The organism is Devosia sp. (genome assembly GCF_024707125.1).
Taxonomy (GTDB): Bacteria; Pseudomonadota; Alphaproteobacteria; order Rhizobiales; family Devosiaceae; genus Devosia.
The window spans coordinates 555751-572690 of sequence record NZ_JANQAH010000007.1 but is presented as its reverse complement, the minus strand read 5'-3'; the positions used below and the strand labels follow the sequence as shown (position 1 = coordinate 572690).

The window sequence follows — 16940 nt, the reverse complement described above, 5'->3', positions numbered from 1 at the left end:
CTCAAAATAGTCACTATCGTTCCTAGCAGGTGCTGAAGGATTGCTCCACCTCGGATTTCCGCCACGGACCGGGAAAGCCCGGGTGCTTGACAAGCGGGGTGCTCCATGCGCTTTTCCCGCCCGAGAATCCGGCCCTTTTTGCACTTTTTCGGAAAAGAAAATGACGACACATCGCTACCGTACCCACACCTGTGGCGCTCTCACGGCGAACGATGCCGGCAATAACGTGCGTCTGTCCGGCTGGGTTCATCGTATTCGCGACCATGGCGGCCTGCTGTTTATCGATCTCCGTGACAACTATGGCATTACCCAGTGCGTGATCGACCCTGATTCCGCGGCCTTTGCCGACGCCGAAAAGGTGCGTTCGGAATGGGTGCTGCGCATCGATGGTGAAGTGAAGCTGCGCGACGCTGCGGCTGTAAACACCAACATTGCCACTGGTGGCATCGAAATCTTCATTCGCGAAATCGAGGTCCTGTCGGTCGCCAAGGAGCTGCCGCTGCCGGTGTTTGGCGATGCCGAATATCCGGAAGATATTCGCCTGCGCTACCGCTTCCTCGACCTGCGTCGCGAGAAGCTGCACGCCAATATTTTGAAGCGCACCAAGGTCATCTCGGCCATGCGCGCCGGAATGGGTGATGCCGGCTTTACCGAATTTTCGACGCCGATTCTGACGGCCTCGTCGCCGGAAGGCGCGCGCGACTTCCTCGTGCCCAGCCGTATCCACCCCGGCAAGTTCTTTGCCCTGCCGCAGGCGCCGCAGCAGTACAAGCAGCTCCTCATGGTGGCTGGCTTCGACCGCTACTTCCAGGTGGCACCGTGCTTCCGTGACGAAGATCCGCGCGCTGACCGCCTGCCGGGCGAATTCTACCAGCTCGACCTCGAAATGAGCTTTGTGACGCAGGAAGACGTGTGGAGCACCGTCGAGCCGGTGATCACCAACGTGTTCGAGAAGTTTGCCGATGGCAAGCGCGTCACCAAGAGCTGGCCGCGCATTCCCTATGACACGGCGATCCGCAAATATGGCTCGGACAAGCCCGACCTGCGCAACCCGATCGAGATAGACGCCGTCACCCAGCACTTTGCCGGTTCGGGCTTCAAGGTCTTCGCCAACCAGATTGAAACCGATCCGAAGGTGGAAGTCTGGGCGATTCCGGCCAAGAACAAGGCTGGCGCCGAGCCGATCGGTCGCGCCTTCTGCGATCGCATGAACGCCTGGGCGCAGGGCGAAGGCCAGCCGGGCCTTGGCTACATCTTCTTCAAGGACGGCGCTGGCTCTGGCCCGATCGCCAAGAACATCGGCGAAGAGCGCACGGCTGCGATCAAGGCCCAGTTCGGCCTAGAAGACGGCGATGCGGTGTTCTTCGTCGCCGGTCGCCCGGAGAAGTTCTACAAGTTCGCCGGCGAAGCCCGCACCAAGGTCGGTACCGATCTCGGCGTGGTGGATACCGAGCAGTTCGCGCTGTGCTGGATCGTCGACTTCCCGTTCTATGAATGGAGCGAGGAAGAAAAGCGCATCGACTTCGCGCACAACCCGTTCTCGATGCCGCAGGGTGGTCTTGAGGCGCTGAACTCGGCCGAGCCGCTGTCGCTGAAGGCCTATCAGTATGACGCGGTCTGCAACGGCTACGAAATCGCCTCCGGGTCGATTCGTAACCAGGAGCCCGAGACCATGGTCAAGGCGTTCGAACTGACCGGCAAGTCGCGTCAGGAAGTCGAAGAGCAGTTTGGCGGCCTCTACCGTGCGTTCCAGTATGGCGCTCCGCCGCATGGTGGCGCGGCCTTCGGTATCGACCGTATCGTGATGCTGCTGTGCGGCGTGCAGAACCTGCGCGAAATCACGGCCTTCCCGATGAATCAGCAGGCCGAAGACCTTCTCATGGGCGCGCCAAGCCCGGCTTCGGCCAAGCAGATGCGCGAGCTGAGCATCCGCCTCAACGTGCAAAGCTGATTTCGGCGCACTAATTTTCTTCCAAAGGCAGGCCGCAAGGCCTGCCTTTTTCGTTTCCACGGGCGGTTAAAATCCTGGTTAACGGGTCTTTAAGATCGCAGCGTTAACAATGGGATAGAGCTGATAGAAGTGGATTGGTCGGTGAAGGCGAAGTTCTCGCACGTACTTATGTTGCTGGGCGCCTTGTTGGCCTTCGTCCCCATAGTCTCCGTCGACTACCTGCTCGACGCCTATGCAAGGAATAAGGAAGTCGCCGCGCTGCAGACGCGGATCGATGCCCTCAGCTCCGAGATCAATTACAACGCGGCCAATGCTGTCGCGGCGCTGCGGCAGGTGGTTGCCGATAGTCCGTCGTTCTGTACGCCGACCTTTAGCGGCTTTGCCCAGACGGCAATCGACAACAGCTTCAATGTGAAGCAGATTCTCGTCGAGAACATGGATGGGGTGCAGTATTGCGACGCCTTTGGTCGCAATGTCGCCTATTCGCCGCTCTCCGAGTCGCTGCCTGTGCCGGGACTCACCGAAACGATCACCGTCGTCAAATTCGCCGAGATGATCATGCCGGCCCTCAAGGTTACGCAAACCCTGGGCGGCGTGCGGCGCATTTCGGCGTTTACCCCACTGATGGCGACGACGCAGGAAGCGCTCGCTGACAGTCTGCCGGATGGCGCCATGCTGGACATCGCGCTGACCAGTGGCCTGCCGGTTCTCTCGCTTGGCGCTTCGGTCGATTTCGATCGCCAGGCGGCGCGCGGGGACTATCTGGCTGTGCAGAGCTTTGCCGGCGAACTGCCGATCAAGGTTCGCTATCTGCTGCCCTTCGCCGAGGCGCGCGCGGGCTATGCCGATCTCGATGTGCTTTTCACCATTCTCGGGTGCTTGCTGAGTGCGGGGCTGCTACTCCTAACGCTGCGCTATGCTCGCCGCTCACGAACGCCGTCGTTCGATCTCGAGCGCGCCATCGGCCGTAACGAAATCAAGCCCTATTACCAGCCGGTCATCAACCTGCGCACTGGCGGCCTCATGGGTTGCGAAGTGCTCTGCCGCTGGGAAAAGCCGAGTGGCGAAGTGGTGCCGCCGGGCGTCTTCATCGACTATGCCGAAGCGTCGGGCATGGCCATTCCGATGACGCTCTCACTGATGCAGCAGGTGCGCTACGACCTGAGCGATCTCTCGCAGAAAATCCCGGGCCTGAAGATTTCGATCAATCTCTTCGAGGGTCACTTCCGCGATGTCGGTATCGTGGACGACGTGCAGGCGATCTTCGGCAACTCGCCGATTTCTTACGATCAGCTTGTGTTCGAAATCACCGAGCGCCGTCCGCTGGAAAACTCGCTGGCTGTGAACAGCGTTATTTCTGGCCTCCATGCGCTCGGCTCGCGTATTGCCATGGACGATGCGGGTACGGGGCACTCGAACCTTGCCTATATCGCGACGCTCGGCGTCGACGTGATCAAGATCGACCGCATCTTCGTCGACATGATCAAGCCGGGCACGACTCAGGTGCCGGTGCTCGACGGTCTCATCGCCATGTCCAAGGATCTCGATTGCGAAATCGTGGCCGAAGGCGTCGAAACTGAAGCGCAGGCTATCTATTTGCGGTCGCGTGGCGTCGTCCAGGCGCAGGGTTATATCTTCGCGCCAGCCCTCAAGGTGGGTGCATTCAAGGAACTCGCGCTGGCACTCGCTACGAGCCCGGCCCGCTATTCCGATACGCAGGATCCCTCTGAAATCGTTACTGACGCGGCTTGATCGCGCCTTCTACGAATTGCCTATGGCGACGGCCTCGATTCTTGGCTTCACGAGGTCGCAACGCCCCTTTCCTTCGGCGCTGATTGGTGGCAGGTACGACGCCATCTAAGCTGTGCCGGAGGAAAGCGTGTCGACTGATCCTAATGAACAACGCAAGGTTTTGCGCGACGCTGCTCTCCACTTCCATGAGTTCCCCAAGCCCGGCAAGCTGGAAATCCAGCCGATCAAGCCGCTTGGCAACCAGCGCGACCTCGCGCTCGCCTATTCGCCTGGCGTTGCGGCACCCTGCGAAGAGATTGCGCAGACCCCGGAGGCCGTGGCCCGTTACACTTCGCGGCAGAATCTCGTTGCGGTGATTTCGAATGGCACGGCAGTGCTGGGTCTTGGCAATATCGGCGCGCTGGCCAGCAAGCCGGTGATGGAAGGCAAGGCGGTTCTGTTCAAGAAGTTCGCCGGCATTGACGTCTTCGATCTTGAGATCGACGAGATCGAGCCGAAGAAATTCATCGATGCCGTGGCGCCGCTCTGGCCGACCTTTGGCGGCATCAATCTCGAAGATATCCGCGCGCCTGACTGCTTCGAGATCGAAGAGACACTGCGCGAGCGCATGCCGATCCCGGTATTCCATGACGATCAGCACGGCACGGCGATCATCGTCGGTGCCGCTGTGCTCAATGGGCTCGAACTGACCGGCAAGAAGATCGACGAGGTGAAGATCTGCACCTCGGGGGCAGGGGCTGCGGCCATTGCCTGCCTCAACGTGCTGGTGGCGCTGGGCGCCAAGCACGAGAACATCTGGGTTGCCGACAAGGATGGCCTCGTCACGCACAAGCGCAACGACGTCAATGACAAGTGGCGTGGCCAGTTCCGCCGCCAGAGTGATGCGACGACGCTTGCCGAAGTGATCGACGGCGCGGACGTGTTCCTGGGCCTGTCGGCCGCCGGCGCGCTGAAGCCGGAAATGCTGGCTAAGATGGCGCCCAAGCCGCTGATCCTGGCGCTGGCCAACCCCAATCCGGAAATCATGCCGGAAGTGGCGAAGGCAACGCGGCCTGACGCCATGGTCTGCACCGGGCGGTCGGACTATCCCAACCAGGTCAACAACGTTCTCTGCTTCCCCTTCATCTTCCGCGGTGCGCTCGACGTGCATGCAACGACGATCAATGAAGAGATGAAGCTGGCGGCGGTTCGCGCCATTGCCAAGCTGGCGCATGAGCCGGGCCTTGAAGTCTCGCCTTCGGGCGCGCCGGCCGTGTTCGGGCCGGACCACATCATTCCCAACCCGTTCGACCAGCGTCTTATCCTGCGTATCGCGCCGGCCGTGGCGCGGGCGGCGATGGAATCGGGCGTGGCCAAGCGCCCGATCGCCGACTGGGACGCTTATCAGGACCAGCTCAACCGCTTCGTGTTCCGCTCTGGCCTCGTGATGAAGCCGATCATCGATCGGGCACAGGGCAAGAGCAAGCGCATCGCCTTCGCCGATGGCGAAGACGAACGCGTGCTGCGCGCAACCCAGGTGCTGCTTGAAGAGCGGATTGCCCGCCCGATCCTGATCGGCCGTCCGGCCGTCATCGAGGCGCGTATCGAGCGCTTTGGTCTTGGCATTCAGCCGGGCCGCGATTTCGAGGTGATCAACCCCGAAGACGATCCGCGCTACCGCGACTATGTCAGCCTGTTCCACTCGCTGGTGGGCCGCAATGGCGTGACGCCGGACACGGCCCGCACCATCGTGCGCACCAATACGACGGTGATCGGGGCGCTGGCGGTGAAGCGCGGCGAGGCCGATGCGCTGATCTGTGGTCTCCAGGGCCGCTACATCAAGCATGTCCGCGATATCCGCTCGATCATCGGGCTGCAGGACGGCGTGAGCGATGTTTCGGCGCTTTCCATGCTGATCATGCCGCGCGGTGCCTTCTTCCTCGCCGACACCTATGTGAACCAGAATCCTTCCGCCGACGAGCTGGTCAGCATTTCGTTGCAGGCGCGGGATCACCTCAAGCGCTTCAACATCGAGGCGCGCATGGCGCTCTTGAGCTATTCGAACTTCGGCTCGCGCGATGGCGACAGCGCCTTCAAGATGCGCGAGGTCTATGAGAAGCTTAAAGTCGCCGCACCGGACCTCATTGTCGAAGGTGAAATGCAGGGTGACCTTGCGCTCAATTCTGAGCTGCGCGAGCGTTATGTGCCTGAGACCGCACTGAAGGGCGAAGCCAACCTCTTGATCTTCCCCGATCTCGATGCGGCCAACCTTTCGATGACGCTGCTCAAGGAAATGAACAACGCACTGGCTGTCGGGCCGATCCTGATGGGCACGCGGGCGCCGGCGCATATTCTGGCGCCGTCGGTGACCAGCCGCGGCATCGTCAACATGGCGGCCATTGCCGCCAATGAAGCCATCGGAGCCGAGTGATGATCCGTCACACCGTCGTTTTCTCGCTCCAGCATGCGGCCGGCTCGGAAGCCGAGGCGGCCTTTCTGCGCGATGCTCTGGTGCTGGAAGGCATTCCGGGCGTGCAAAAATTCGAGCGCCTGAAGCAGGTGAGCCCCAAGGCTGACTTTGCCTATGGCTTCTCGATGGAGTTCGCCGATCAGGCCGCCTATGACGGCTACAATGTGCACCCGGACCACGTTGCGTTCGTGCGGGACCGTTGGGTGCAGGAAGTCGCGAAATTTCAGGAGATCGACTACGTTGCGCTCTGAGGCTGCGTAGGCTAAGACCGCCGCATAATCCTTACCGCCAAAAGCCGAGGAAGTTCCATGAACCAGATTGCTGTGTTCAGTGGTAGTGCTCACCCCGAGCTGGCTAAGGAGATATGCGCCGATCTCGGCGTGCCGCTGCTCCCGACGCGGGTCAAACGCTTCTCCAACGACTGTATCGAAGTGCAATTGCAGGCCAATTGCCGCGAGCAGGATGTGTTCCTGGTCCAGACGCTCAGTGCGCCGGTTCAGGAGCACCTGATGGAGCTGCTGCTGATGCTCGACGCGGCACGGGGGGCTTCGGCGGCGCGGATTACGGCGGTCATTCCGCACTATTCCTACGCACGCTCCGACAAGAAGGACGCGCCGCGTATTTCTATCGGCGGGCGTCTGGTTGCCGATCTTCTCAAGACGGCCGGCGCCGATCGCGTGCTGACCATGACGCTGCATTCGCCGCAGGTGCATGGTTTCTTCAGCGTGCCGGTTGATCACCTGCACGCATTGCACGAGCTGGCATCGCATTTCCGCCGGTTTGATCTCAGCAATGCGGTCGTCGTCTCGCCTGATCTTGGCAATGCCAAGACGGCTGCTGCCTTTGCGCGCAGCCTCGGTACGCCGGTTGCTGCGGGCGCCAAGGAGCGGATTACCGATACGCAGGTCCGCATCTCGGCCATCATCGGCGAGGTGCGGGGCAAGGATGTCATCATTCTTGACGACGAAATCGCCAGCGGCGGGTCGATCCTTGAATTGCTGAAGCACCTTCGCGCCAATGGTGCGCGCTCGGTGCGGGTCGCCTGCACGCATGGCATTTTTGGTAGCGACGCGGTTGCGCGTCTGGCCGCTGAACCTGACGTGATCGAAATCGTCTGCACCAATACGCTGCCCAACGCGGCACGGCAGGCCCATGTCAAGCTGACGGTGCTATCGGTGGCGCCGGCCTTGGCCGAGGCCATGCGGCGCATCAATAATGGGGAATCGGTCAGCGCGCTTTTCGAGGAAGGCGCGGCCCCCGAGCGGGTCGCGGCGGAATAGCTAAACCGGGTATTAATGCCTTGTACGGCATAGTGAAGGTCCATAGACCGGTCCGTACATGCCCACCAGACTCAAACGCCCACCATTCTGGCGTCCCTTGGCCCTAGCCGTGACACTCCTGGCTTTTCAGGGCTATCTCGGCTATTCGGCCATAAGCGGTCAGTTCGGCATCGAAGGTCGCGACGAAATTCACGCCGATATTCAGGTGCTCAAGGACCGCTCGTCGGCCCTGCAGGCCGAAATCGACAGTTTTCGTCACCGCAATTCGCTGATGAATCCGCGCCATCTCGATCCTGATATCGTGACGGAGCGGGCGAGGGCCCTGCTCAACATGGCCAATGCGGATGACATTCTGATCATGGTCGATCCGGCGACGGGTAAACCGATTTCCGGTAAATTCCAAGAATTAATCGATGATCAGTTAATCAAAATTATCGAAGCGGATTCAACGCTCTAACACCCATTCCAACACGCTCCTGGAGCAATATTATCCGCGGAGCGCTTGCGCTATAGTGCGAGAAGTGGCCTGATCGGGCCAAGCGGCAAATTCCATTTCTACACCGGGAGCCCCCTATGGCGCGCAAGGCGACGGCCACCAAGGCCAAGACGCAGCCCAATGCCCCTCAGTTCACCAACGAACAGGATCTCGAAGCCTTCCGTGAAATGCTGCTGATCCGGCGTTTCGAGGAAAAGGCCGGCCAGATGTATGGCATGGGTCTGATCGGCGGCTTCTGCCACCTCTATATCGGTCAGGAAGCTGTCGTCACCGGCATCACCATGGCCTCGGAAAAGGGCAAGGATGCCCAGATCACCGGTTATCGTGATCACGGCCATATGCTGGTCATGGGCCTCGACCCCAAGGGCGTGATGGCCGAGCTGACCGGTCGCCAGGGCGGCCTGTCGAAAGGCAAGGGCGGCTCGATGCACATGTTCTCCAACGAGCACCGCTTCTATGGCGGCAACGGCATTGTTGGTGCGCAGGTTTCGCTCGGCACGGGTCTGGCTTTCGCCTCGAAGTACAAGGGTGATGGCTCGGTGAGCCTTGCCTATTTCGGCGACGGCGCGGCCAATCAGGGCCAGGTTTACGAAAGCTTCAACATGGCCAAGCTCTGGAAGCTGCCTGTTGTCTTCGTGATCGAAAACAACAAATACGCCATGGGCACCTCGATCGAGCGCGCCGCGGCAACCACCGATTTCTCCATGCGCGGCGCTTCGTTCGATATTCCGGGCGAGCAGGTCGACGGCATGGACGTTCGCATGGTCTATGATGCCGCCAAGCGCGCCATCGAGCATGCTCGTTCGGGGCAGGGGCCGTACATCCTCGAAATGCTGACCTACCGCTATCGCGGCCACTCCATGTCCGACCCGGCAAAATATCGCTCCAAAGACGAAGTGACGAAGTACCGTCAGGAACGTGATCCCATTGAACAGGTCCGGGCGCGTTTGCTTGAAGCTGGTGTGATCACCGAGGACGATCTCAAGAAAATCGAGACCGACATTCGTGCCATCGTCACGGAAGCGGCGGATTTTGCCACCAATGATCCGGAGCCCGATGCTTCGGAGCTGTGGACCGACATCACGATCGAGGCCTGATCTCACGATGAGCATCCTGCTCGGCGTCATCATGCTGTTTGCACTGCTCTCCGCCGTTCTGGCGGCGGGGCAGGCGATCGCCATCAGCCGTTTGGCCGCGGCGAGCGGCCCGAGCTGGCGCGAATGGCTTTTCGGCTGGTGGCGTTTTGAACGCGTCGCCGGCTGGGCTGGTCTCAGCGGCGAAGTGCAGGCTGCCATCTACAAGCGCGCTGTCATTGCCTGCCTGGTCTTCGTGATCCTTGGCCTCATCCTTAGTGGCTGGGCGGTCAACCAGCGCCAGTCCGCGGCGCCCGTTGCTGCTTCTGCCCCGATAAACGATTGGCGCGTGCTGCCCGCCGCGCAATTTGCCGAACAATTCGACCTTCGCCGCGTGGCCCCCATGCCCGGCACTACCATTCTGGAGAGCTGATATGCCCCAAATCCTCATGCCCGCCCTGTCGCCAACGATGGAAGAGGGCAAGCTCTCCAAGTGGCTGGTCAAGGTCGGTGATACCGTCAAGTCCGGCGACGTGCTGGCCGAAATCGAAACCGACAAGGCGACGATGGAAGTCGAATCCGTCGATGAGGGTGTCGTTCGCGAAATCCTCGTGGCCGAAGGCACCGAAGGCGTGAAGGTGAACACCCCGATCGCGCTGGTTCTGGCCGAAGGCGAAAGCGCTGGCGCTGCTCCGGCTGCCGCCCCTGCCGCCGCGGAAGAGCCCGCGCCGAGCATGGTGCAGGCCGAAGCCCCGGCTGCTGCGCCCGCTGCTGCCGTTCCGGCTGCGCCGAAGTTTGAAGCCCAGGCCGATCCGGATCTGCCGGAAGGCGTCGAAATGGTGGAACTGACGGTTCGCCAAGCGCTCAACGAAGCCATGGCCGAAGAAATGCGCGCCAACCCGGACGTTTTCGTCATGGGTGAAGAAGTCGCCGAATATCAGGGCGCCTATAAGGTGACCCAGGGCCTGCTGCAGGAATTCGGTCCGCAGCGCGTCATCGATACCCCGATCACCGAGCACGGTTTTGCCGGTCTTGCAGTTGGTGCGGCTTTTGCCGGTTTGAAGCCGATCGTCGAATTCATGACCTGGAACTTTGCCATGCAGGCAATCGACCAGATTATCAACTCGGCCGCCAAGCAGCTCTACATGTCCGGTGGCCAGGTGACGGCGCCGATGGTGTTCCGTGGCCCGAACGGCGTTGCCTCGCGCGTTGCCGCCCAGCACAGCCAGGACTATTCGGCATGGTACAGCCATGTTCCGGGCCTGACCGTCATCGCGCCCTATAGCGCGGCCGACGCCAAGGGCCTGCTCAAGGCAGCGATCCGTTCGCCCAACCCGGTTGTGTTCCTCGAAAACGAAATTCTCTACGGTTCGACCGGTCTTGTGCCGAAGGTCGATGACTATGTCCTGCCGATCGGCAAGGCCCGCATCGCCCGCAAGGGTGCCGACGTAACCATCGTCTCCTTCTCCATGGGCATGCGCTACGCCACCCAGGCGACGGAAAAGCTGGTTGCCGCTGGCGTCGACGTGGAGCTGATCGATCTGCGCACGCTGCGCCCGATGGACAGCGATACGGTGATCGAGTCGGTCAAGAAGACCGGCCGCCTCGTGACGGTGGAAGAAGGCTGGCCGCAGGGCGGTATCGGCGCTGAACTCGCTGCCCGCGTCATGGAGCAGGCTTTCGATTATCTCGATGCGCCCGTGCTGCGCGTGACCGGCAAGGACGTTCCCATGCCCTATGCCGCGAACCTCGAAAAGCTGGCACTGCCCAATGTTGACGAAGTGATCGCGGCCGTGAACGCCGTGACCTATCGCTCGTAAGGAGACCCGGTATGCCTATCGATATCACCATGCCGGCGCTCTCTCCCACGATGGAAGAGGGCAAGCTCGCCAAATGGCACGTCAAGGAAGGCGACTCTGTCTCTTCCGGTGACGTGATCGCCGAGATCGAAACCGACAAGGCCACGATGGAAGTCGAGGCCGTGGACGAGGGTAAGATCGGCAAAATTCTCGTGGCCGAAGGCACCGAGAACGTGAAGGTCAACGCCGTCATCGCAGTGCTGCTGCAGGAAGGCGAAGACGCCAGCGCCGTCGCCGCTGCCGCGCCGAAGGCGGAAGCGCCCAAGGCTGCACCGGCTCCTGCTGCCGCTCCAGAAGCGCCGAAGGCCGCTGCTCCTGCGCCGGTCGCGACCAATGCTAATTCCGGCTCCAGCGCTCCGGCTGCTGCGGCCAAAGCGCCGGCAAAGTCCGAAGGCGGCCGCGTGTTCGCTTCGCCGCTTGCCAAGCGTCTCGCCAAGGAAGCTGGCATTGATCTTTCGACCGTTGCCGGCTCGGGTCCGAAGGGCCGCGTCGTCAAATCGGACGTGGAAGCTGCCAAGTCGGGCAAGGGTGTGAGCAAGCCTGCTGCCGGTGCTCCGGCTGCTGCCGCTGCGCCTGCGACCGGTATGAGCAAGAACCAGGTCATGGCGCTCTACGAGGAAGGCTCGTACGAAGTCGTCCCGAATGACGGCATGCGTAAGGTCGTGGCTGCGCGCCTGACCGAAAGCAAGCAGACCGTTCCGCACTTCTACCTGACGCTCGATTGCAAGATCGACGCGCTCATGGCTGCCCGCGAACAGATCAATGCCGCCGCGCCCAAGGGCAAAGACGGCAAGCCGGGCTACAAGCTCTCGGTCAACGACTTCGTCATGAAGGCCTGGGCCGTTGCGCTGCAGCGCGTGCCGACCGCTAACGCGACCTGGGCCGGGGACTCGATCCTCTACCACAAGCGTTCGGATGTGGCCGTTGCCGTCTCCGTGCCGGGTGGTCTCTTCACTCCGGTGGTGAAGTCTTGCGACACCAAGACCCTTCGCGAAATCTCGGAAGAGGTGAAGGATCTGGCGACGCGTGCAAAGTCCAAGAAGCTGGCGCCGCATGAATACCAGGGCGGTTCGTCCTCGGTATCCAACCTCGGCATGTTCGGCATCAAGCACTTTGCCGCGGTGATCAACCCGCCGCATGGCACGATCCTCGCGGTCGGCGCCGGCGAAGAGCGCGTCTATCCCGAGAATGGGCAGATCAAGATCGGCCAGTTCATGACCGTCACCCTGTCCTGCGATCACCGCGCCGTCGACGGTGCGCTCGGTGCGGAACTGCTCGGTGTGTTCAAGGGCCTGATCGAAAATCCGGTGATGATGCTGGCCTAGGGGCAGGGCGCATGAAGACCATCCTCGCCTTTGGCGATAGCCTGACCTTCGGGTATTCACCCGAAGGGAATGGCGTTCGTCACGCCTATGAGGATCGCTGGCCGAGTGTTCTGGAAGCCCGGCTGGGTGGCGCCGCACGCGTGATCGCCGAGGGGCTCAACGGCAGGACCACGGCCTTCGACGATCATACGGCTGCCGCAGACCGCAATGGTGTAAGGGTGCTGCCGACCCTGCTCGACACGCATCACCCGTTGGACCTTGTCATCATCATGCTCGGGTCCAATGACATCAAGACCTTCATGACCGGCTCGGCTTTTGCAGCCGCCGCCGGGATGAAGCGGCTGGCCCAGATTGTGCGCACCTATCCCTATAGCCATGGCGGCGTGCCGCAGGTCCTGCTTGTGGCGCCACCGCATTTGGTGCCCTCGCCGTTGAACGGGCCTCCGGCACTAGTGTCGCCGCGCACCGAGGACGACAAACTTTTCGGTTTCTACTACGAGCGTGCCGCCGCTGAAATCGGCGCTCACTTCTTCGACGCCGCGACGGTGGCTCAGGCCGATCCACGCGACGGCGTGCATCTCGATGCTGCCAATACTCGTGCAATCGGCGAGAGCCTTACCCCGCTCGTCAAACAAATTCTGGGTCTCTGACCCGACTATTTCTGGAGGCCCTTATGGCTGACCAATACGATCTTCTCGTCATCGGCGCCGGTCCCGGCGGTTATGTTGCTGCCATTCGTGGCGCGCAGCTTGGCATGAAGGTGGCCATCGTCGAGCGCGAGCACATGGCTGGCATCTGCTCCAACTGGGGTTGTATCCCGACCAAGGCGCTGCTGCGCTCGGCCGAAATCTACGGCCATATGGGCCATGCCAAGGACTATGGCCTGACCGCTGAAAAGTTCGGCTTCGACATCGACGGCATCGTCAAGCGTTCGCGCGCCATTGCAGCGCAGATGAACAACGGCGTGCAGTTCCTGATGAAGAAGAACAAGATCGACATCATCTGGGGCGAAGCCACGATCACCAAACCAGGTGAGATCAAGGTTGCCGCTTCGAAGAAGCCGATCGTGCAGCCGCAGGGTCCTGTGCCGAAGAACGCACTCGGCGATGGCACCTACAAGGCCAAGAACATCATCATCGCCACCGGCGCGCGTCCGCGCGTGCTGCCGGGCATCGAGCCCGATGGCGACAAGATCTGGACCTATTTCGAAGCGCTGAAGCCTGCCACCATGCCGAAGTCGCTGGTGGTCATGGGTTCGGGTGCCATCGGCATCGAATTCGCCTCGTTCTACCGCTCGCTGGGCGCCGAAGTGACCGTTATCGAACTGCTGCCGCAGATCCTGCCGGTGGAAGATGCCGAGATTTCGGCTCTGGCCCGCAAGCGTTTGGAAAAGCGTGGCATCAAGATTCTGACGGAGGCCAAGGTCGCCAAGGTTGAAAAGACCAAGGATGGCATTGTGGCTCATGTCGAGACCAAGGACGGCAAGACCCAGCAGATCGCTGGCGACAAGCTGATCTCGGCCGTTGGCGTGCAGTGCAATATCGAAGGTCTGGGCCTCGAAACGGTCGGCGTGAAGACCGAGCGCGGCGCCATCGTTATCGATGGCTACGGCAAGACCAATGTCGACGGCATCTGGGCCATCGGCGACGTCGCCGGCCCGCCGATGCTGGCGCACAAGGCCGAGCATGAAGCCGTCATCACGGTCGAAAAGATCGCGGGCCTCAAGGTCCATGGCCTCGAAAAGCTCAAGGTTCCGGGCTGCACCTATTGCGAGCCGCAGGTGGCGAGCGTGGGCCTGACGGAAGCCAAGGCCAAGGAAGCTGGTCGCGAGATCAAGGTCGGCCGTTTCCCCTTCGTGGGCAATGGCAAGGCCATCGCGCTGGGTGAACCCGATGGCCTCGTTAAGACCATTTTCGATGCGAAGACTGGGGAACTCCTCGGCGCTCACATGATTGGTGCTGAGGTGACTGAACTCATCCAGGGTTTCGTCGTGGCGATGAACCTTGAAACCACCGAAGAAGAACTCATCCACACCATCTTCCCGCATCCCACGCTGAGCGAAACGATGAAGGAAAGCGTGCTCGACGCTTACGGGCGCGCGCTGAACATCTGAGCCGGCGGCTCCATTCACGCGACGTCATTCGGGCGCCTGCCCGGGTGACACCGACTGCGGGGCGATACCCAAACCAGAGGAGTTATCCACATGGTCAAGGCAATTCAGATCGGCCTCGGACACTGGGGTTTTAGCTGGACGAAGGAAGTTATCCCCAAAGTTCCCACTGTTGAGATGGTGGGCTATGTGGATACCAGCCTCGACGCGACGGCGCGGGTGCAGACTGAACTTGGGATCGACCCAAAACTCTGCTTTTCGAGCCTCGATGAGGCCGCCAAGCACACGGACGCCGTGCTGGCGATCTGTACGCTGCGCACCGAGGCGCACTATCCGGTGGTCAAGCGCTGCCTGGAACTCGGCTACCATGTGATCGTTGAAAAGCCCTTCACCACGACCATTGCCCAGGGCAAGGAACTGGTCGCCCTCGCCAAGGCGAAGGGTAAGGTGCTGATGGTCAGCCAGAACTATCGCCACCAGCCGGCACCGATTGCGGCGGCCAAGCTGATCGCGGAAGGTAAGTTTGGTGCCATGAACATGGTGTCCATCGACTTCCGCCGCCACGGCCCGAGCCAGGGCTATCGCTATTGGGACATGCCCGATCCGCTCTTGGCTGACATGTCGATCCACCACTTCGACCTGATGCGCTACGTGCTCAATGACGAGCCGGTTCGGCTTTCCTGCCGCACCTGAATCCGCCGGGAAGTCCGTTCCATTTCCATCCGAGCGGCGCGGCGCTGATTGAATTCTCCAAGGGCACGATGGTTTCCTATCGCGCCAGCTGGATGAATTCGGGTCCGGTGACGCCTTGGGCTGGCGAATGGGTGATGGATGCGGCCGAAGGCCAGATCCACTGGACTTCGCGCGATCATTTCCGAGAGAAGACCGGTCCGGATGTCGTTACGCTTCAAAAGCTCGACGAGAAGCCGGCGCCGGTGAAGCTGGACGCTGTGGAATTCCCCGATCGACGCGGGACGCTCAATACCATTGCCGGGGTCATCGCTACCGGCAAGGTGCCCGTTGGCTTCAGCTCAGGCGAGGACAATCTTGGCTCGCTGGCGCTGGTGCAGACCAGCATTCTCTCCGCCTCGCGTGGGGGAGACTGGACCGAGATTTCTGAAGTTTTAGGCTAGCGTTCACGCAAGCCTGCTTATCACTAAGGCCGGGTTGAACCGGCTGCTCTTGGGAGCGATATAGGGGCAAGCCCCAGACAGGACTATCATGGTCACGCTCATCGACAATTCGGTTGCAAAACCGCGCCACCCGGAAAAGGCCAATCGGCCCGACAGCATCGTGCTGCGCAAGCCCGACTGGATCCGCGTCAAGGCGCCAGGTTCGCCCGTCTACAAGGAAACCCAGCAGATCGTGCGCGAGAACAATCTCGTCACGGTGTGCGAGGAAGCCGGATGCCCCAATATCGGCGAGTGCTGGAGCAAGAAGCACGCGACCATGATGATCATGGGCGAGATCTGCACCCGCGCCTGCGCCTTCTGCAATGTGCGCACCGGCATGCCGACCGCGCTCGATCTGCATGAGCCGGAAAATGTCGCCAAGGCTGTGGCAAAGCTCGGCCTTGAGCATGTTGTGATCACCTCGGTGGACCGCGATGACCTGGCCGACGGCGGCGCCCAGCACTTTGCCGACGTCATCCTGGCCATTCGCGCCCACACGCCCAAGACGACGATTGAAATCCTGACGCCGGACTTCCTGCGTAAGGAAGGCGCGCTGGAGATTGTCGTGGCGGCCAAGCCAGACGTCTTCAACCACAATCTCGAAACTGTGCCGTCGAAGTACCTCAAGGTGCGTCCGGGCGCACGCTACTTCCACTCGATCCGCCTGTTGCAGCGGGTCAAGGAGATCGATCCATCGATCTTTACCAAGTCCGGCATCATGGTCGGCCTCGGCGAAGAGCGGAACGAAGTTCTGCAGCTCATGGACGATCTGCGTTCGGCCGAAGTCGACTTCCTGACCATCGGCCAGTACCTGCAGCCGACCAAGAAGCACTATCCGTTGCAGCGCTTCGTGACGCCGGAAGAATTCAAGTCCTACGCCACTGTCGCCAATGCCAAGGGTTTCCTGCTGGTCTCTTCCAGCCCGCTGACGCGCTCGTCGCACCATGCCGGCGAAGATTTCGCCGAGCTCAAGGCTGCACGTCTGGCAAAACTGGGTCACTGATGAAGCGGTTCTTCGAGCGGCATGTGCCGCATCTGCCCCGGCCGATGTTCGACATCGTGTCTGACCTTGAGCGCTACCCACAGTTCATCGCCAACTGCAGGGCGATGGATGTGCGTCCCGATCCAGCGGCTCGGGGGCGGGATGTGCGCCTGGCCAAGATGACGCTGAGTTTTGGGCCGATCACCCAGGCCTATACGAGCCGAGTGACGGTTGATCCGGAGGCGCTGACCATAACGGCCAAAGCCGTGGATGGGCCCTTCGCCTATCTCGATAGCGTCTGGAGCTTTGAACCTGAAGGGCAGGGCACCCGCGTACGCTTCGAGATCGACTTCAAGATCTCCAATCCGCTGATTGCGGCGGTTGCTGAACCCGCCTTCGCGGCCAAGCAGGACGAGATCATGCAGGCCTTTGCCGACGAGGCCGATCGGCGCTTCGGCGGCTGACGCCGGGCGCATTTTCCCAATCTTTCC

The 16940-nt window shown here is 61.2% G+C and carries 16 protein-coding genes; all 16 read left to right on the top strand.

The genetic code is table 11. From position 1 onward, the window contains the following. The first annotated feature begins 160 nt into the window (after positions 1 to 160). The 16 genes from aspS to NVV77_RS07935 all read left to right on the top strand — a co-directional run bounded on the left by aspS (position 161) and on the right by NVV77_RS07935 (position 16913). Entirely contained in the window at positions 161 to 1951 is a 1791-nt protein-coding gene (aspS, locus tag NVV77_RS08010) for an aspartate--tRNA ligase (protein ID WP_295411948.1), read from the top strand. 141 nt (positions 1952 to 2092) lie between these two features. Next, positions 2093 to 3703, top strand: coding sequence for an EAL domain-containing protein (locus NVV77_RS08005; protein WP_295411947.1), 1611 nt, complete (start codon positions 2093 to 2095; stop codon positions 3701 to 3703). Positions 3704 to 3830: 127 nt separating this feature from the next. Next, positions 3831 to 6113 (top strand): NADP-dependent malic enzyme, encoded by a 2283-nt coding sequence (locus NVV77_RS08000; RefSeq protein WP_295411945.1) that lies wholly within the window; start codon positions 3831 to 3833, stop codon positions 6111 to 6113. After that, the gene (locus tag NVV77_RS07995; protein ID WP_295411943.1) at positions 6113 to 6403 is read left to right on the top strand and encodes a Dabb family protein; all 291 of its coding nucleotides are present in this window, start codon (positions 6113 to 6115) and stop codon (positions 6401 to 6403) included. The genes NVV77_RS08000 and NVV77_RS07995 overlap by 1 nt, the downstream gene beginning before the upstream one ends. A gap of 57 nt (positions 6404 to 6460) precedes the next feature. Beyond that, positions 6461 to 7432 (top strand): ribose-phosphate pyrophosphokinase, encoded by a 972-nt coding sequence (locus NVV77_RS07990; RefSeq protein WP_295411941.1) that lies wholly within the window; start codon positions 6461 to 6463, stop codon positions 7430 to 7432. Between the two features lie 58 nt (positions 7433 to 7490). Beyond that, the gene (locus NVV77_RS07985) at positions 7491 to 7889 is read left to right on the top strand and encodes a septum formation initiator family protein (RefSeq protein ID WP_295411939.1); all 399 of its coding nucleotides are present in this window, start codon (positions 7491 to 7493) and stop codon (positions 7887 to 7889) included. 116 nt (positions 7890 to 8005) lie between these two features. Further along, positions 8006 to 9025, top strand: a complete 1020-nt coding sequence (gene pdhA / locus NVV77_RS07980) for a pyruvate dehydrogenase (acetyl-transferring) E1 component subunit alpha (RefSeq protein WP_295411937.1) — start codon at positions 8006 to 8008, stop codon at positions 9023 to 9025. Positions 9026 to 9032: 7 nt separating this feature from the next. Next, on the top strand, positions 9033 to 9434 hold the full coding sequence (locus NVV77_RS07975; RefSeq protein WP_295411936.1) for a hypothetical protein: 402 nt from the start codon (positions 9033 to 9035) through the stop codon (positions 9432 to 9434). Position 9435: 1 nt separating this feature from the next. After that, positions 9436 to 10821, top strand: coding sequence for a pyruvate dehydrogenase complex E1 component subunit beta (locus NVV77_RS07970; RefSeq protein WP_295411934.1), 1386 nt, complete (start codon positions 9436 to 9438; stop codon positions 10819 to 10821). 11 nt (positions 10822 to 10832) lie between these two features. Next, positions 10833 to 12185 carry a pyruvate dehydrogenase complex dihydrolipoamide acetyltransferase gene (locus NVV77_RS07965; RefSeq protein ID WP_295411932.1) on the top strand — a complete coding sequence of 451 codons (1353 nt, stop codon included), beginning with the start codon at positions 10833 to 10835 and terminating at the stop codon, positions 12183 to 12185. Between the two features lie 11 nt (positions 12186 to 12196). Continuing rightward, complete coding sequence (locus NVV77_RS07960; RefSeq protein WP_295411930.1) at positions 12197 to 12835, top strand: SGNH/GDSL hydrolase family protein; 639 nt, start codon at positions 12197 to 12199, stop codon at positions 12833 to 12835. Positions 12836 to 12858: 23 nt separating this feature from the next. Continuing rightward, positions 12859 to 14298, top strand: coding sequence for a dihydrolipoyl dehydrogenase (gene lpdA, locus NVV77_RS07955; RefSeq protein ID WP_295411928.1), 1440 nt, complete (start codon positions 12859 to 12861; stop codon positions 14296 to 14298). Between the two features lie 90 nt (positions 14299 to 14388). Beyond that, positions 14389 to 14988: a Gfo/Idh/MocA family oxidoreductase gene (locus NVV77_RS07950; RefSeq protein ID WP_295411927.1), complete on the top strand. Its 600-nt coding sequence runs from the start codon at positions 14389 to 14391 to the stop codon at positions 14986 to 14988. A 68-nt stretch (positions 14989 to 15056) separates the two neighbouring features. Then, entirely contained in the window at positions 15057 to 15428 is a 372-nt protein-coding gene (locus NVV77_RS07945) for a hypothetical protein (protein ID WP_295411925.1), read from the top strand. A gap of 88 nt (positions 15429 to 15516) precedes the next feature. After that, a complete protein-coding gene (lipA, locus tag NVV77_RS07940) occupies positions 15517 to 16470 on the top strand; it encodes a lipoyl synthase (protein ID WP_295411923.1) in 954 nt (317 codons plus the stop codon). After that, on the top strand, positions 16470 to 16913 hold the full coding sequence (locus tag NVV77_RS07935) for a type II toxin-antitoxin system RatA family toxin (protein ID WP_295411922.1): 444 nt from the start codon (positions 16470 to 16472) through the stop codon (positions 16911 to 16913). The genes lipA and NVV77_RS07935 overlap by 1 nt, the downstream gene beginning before the upstream one ends. Positions 16914 to 16940 lie beyond the last annotated feature (27 nt).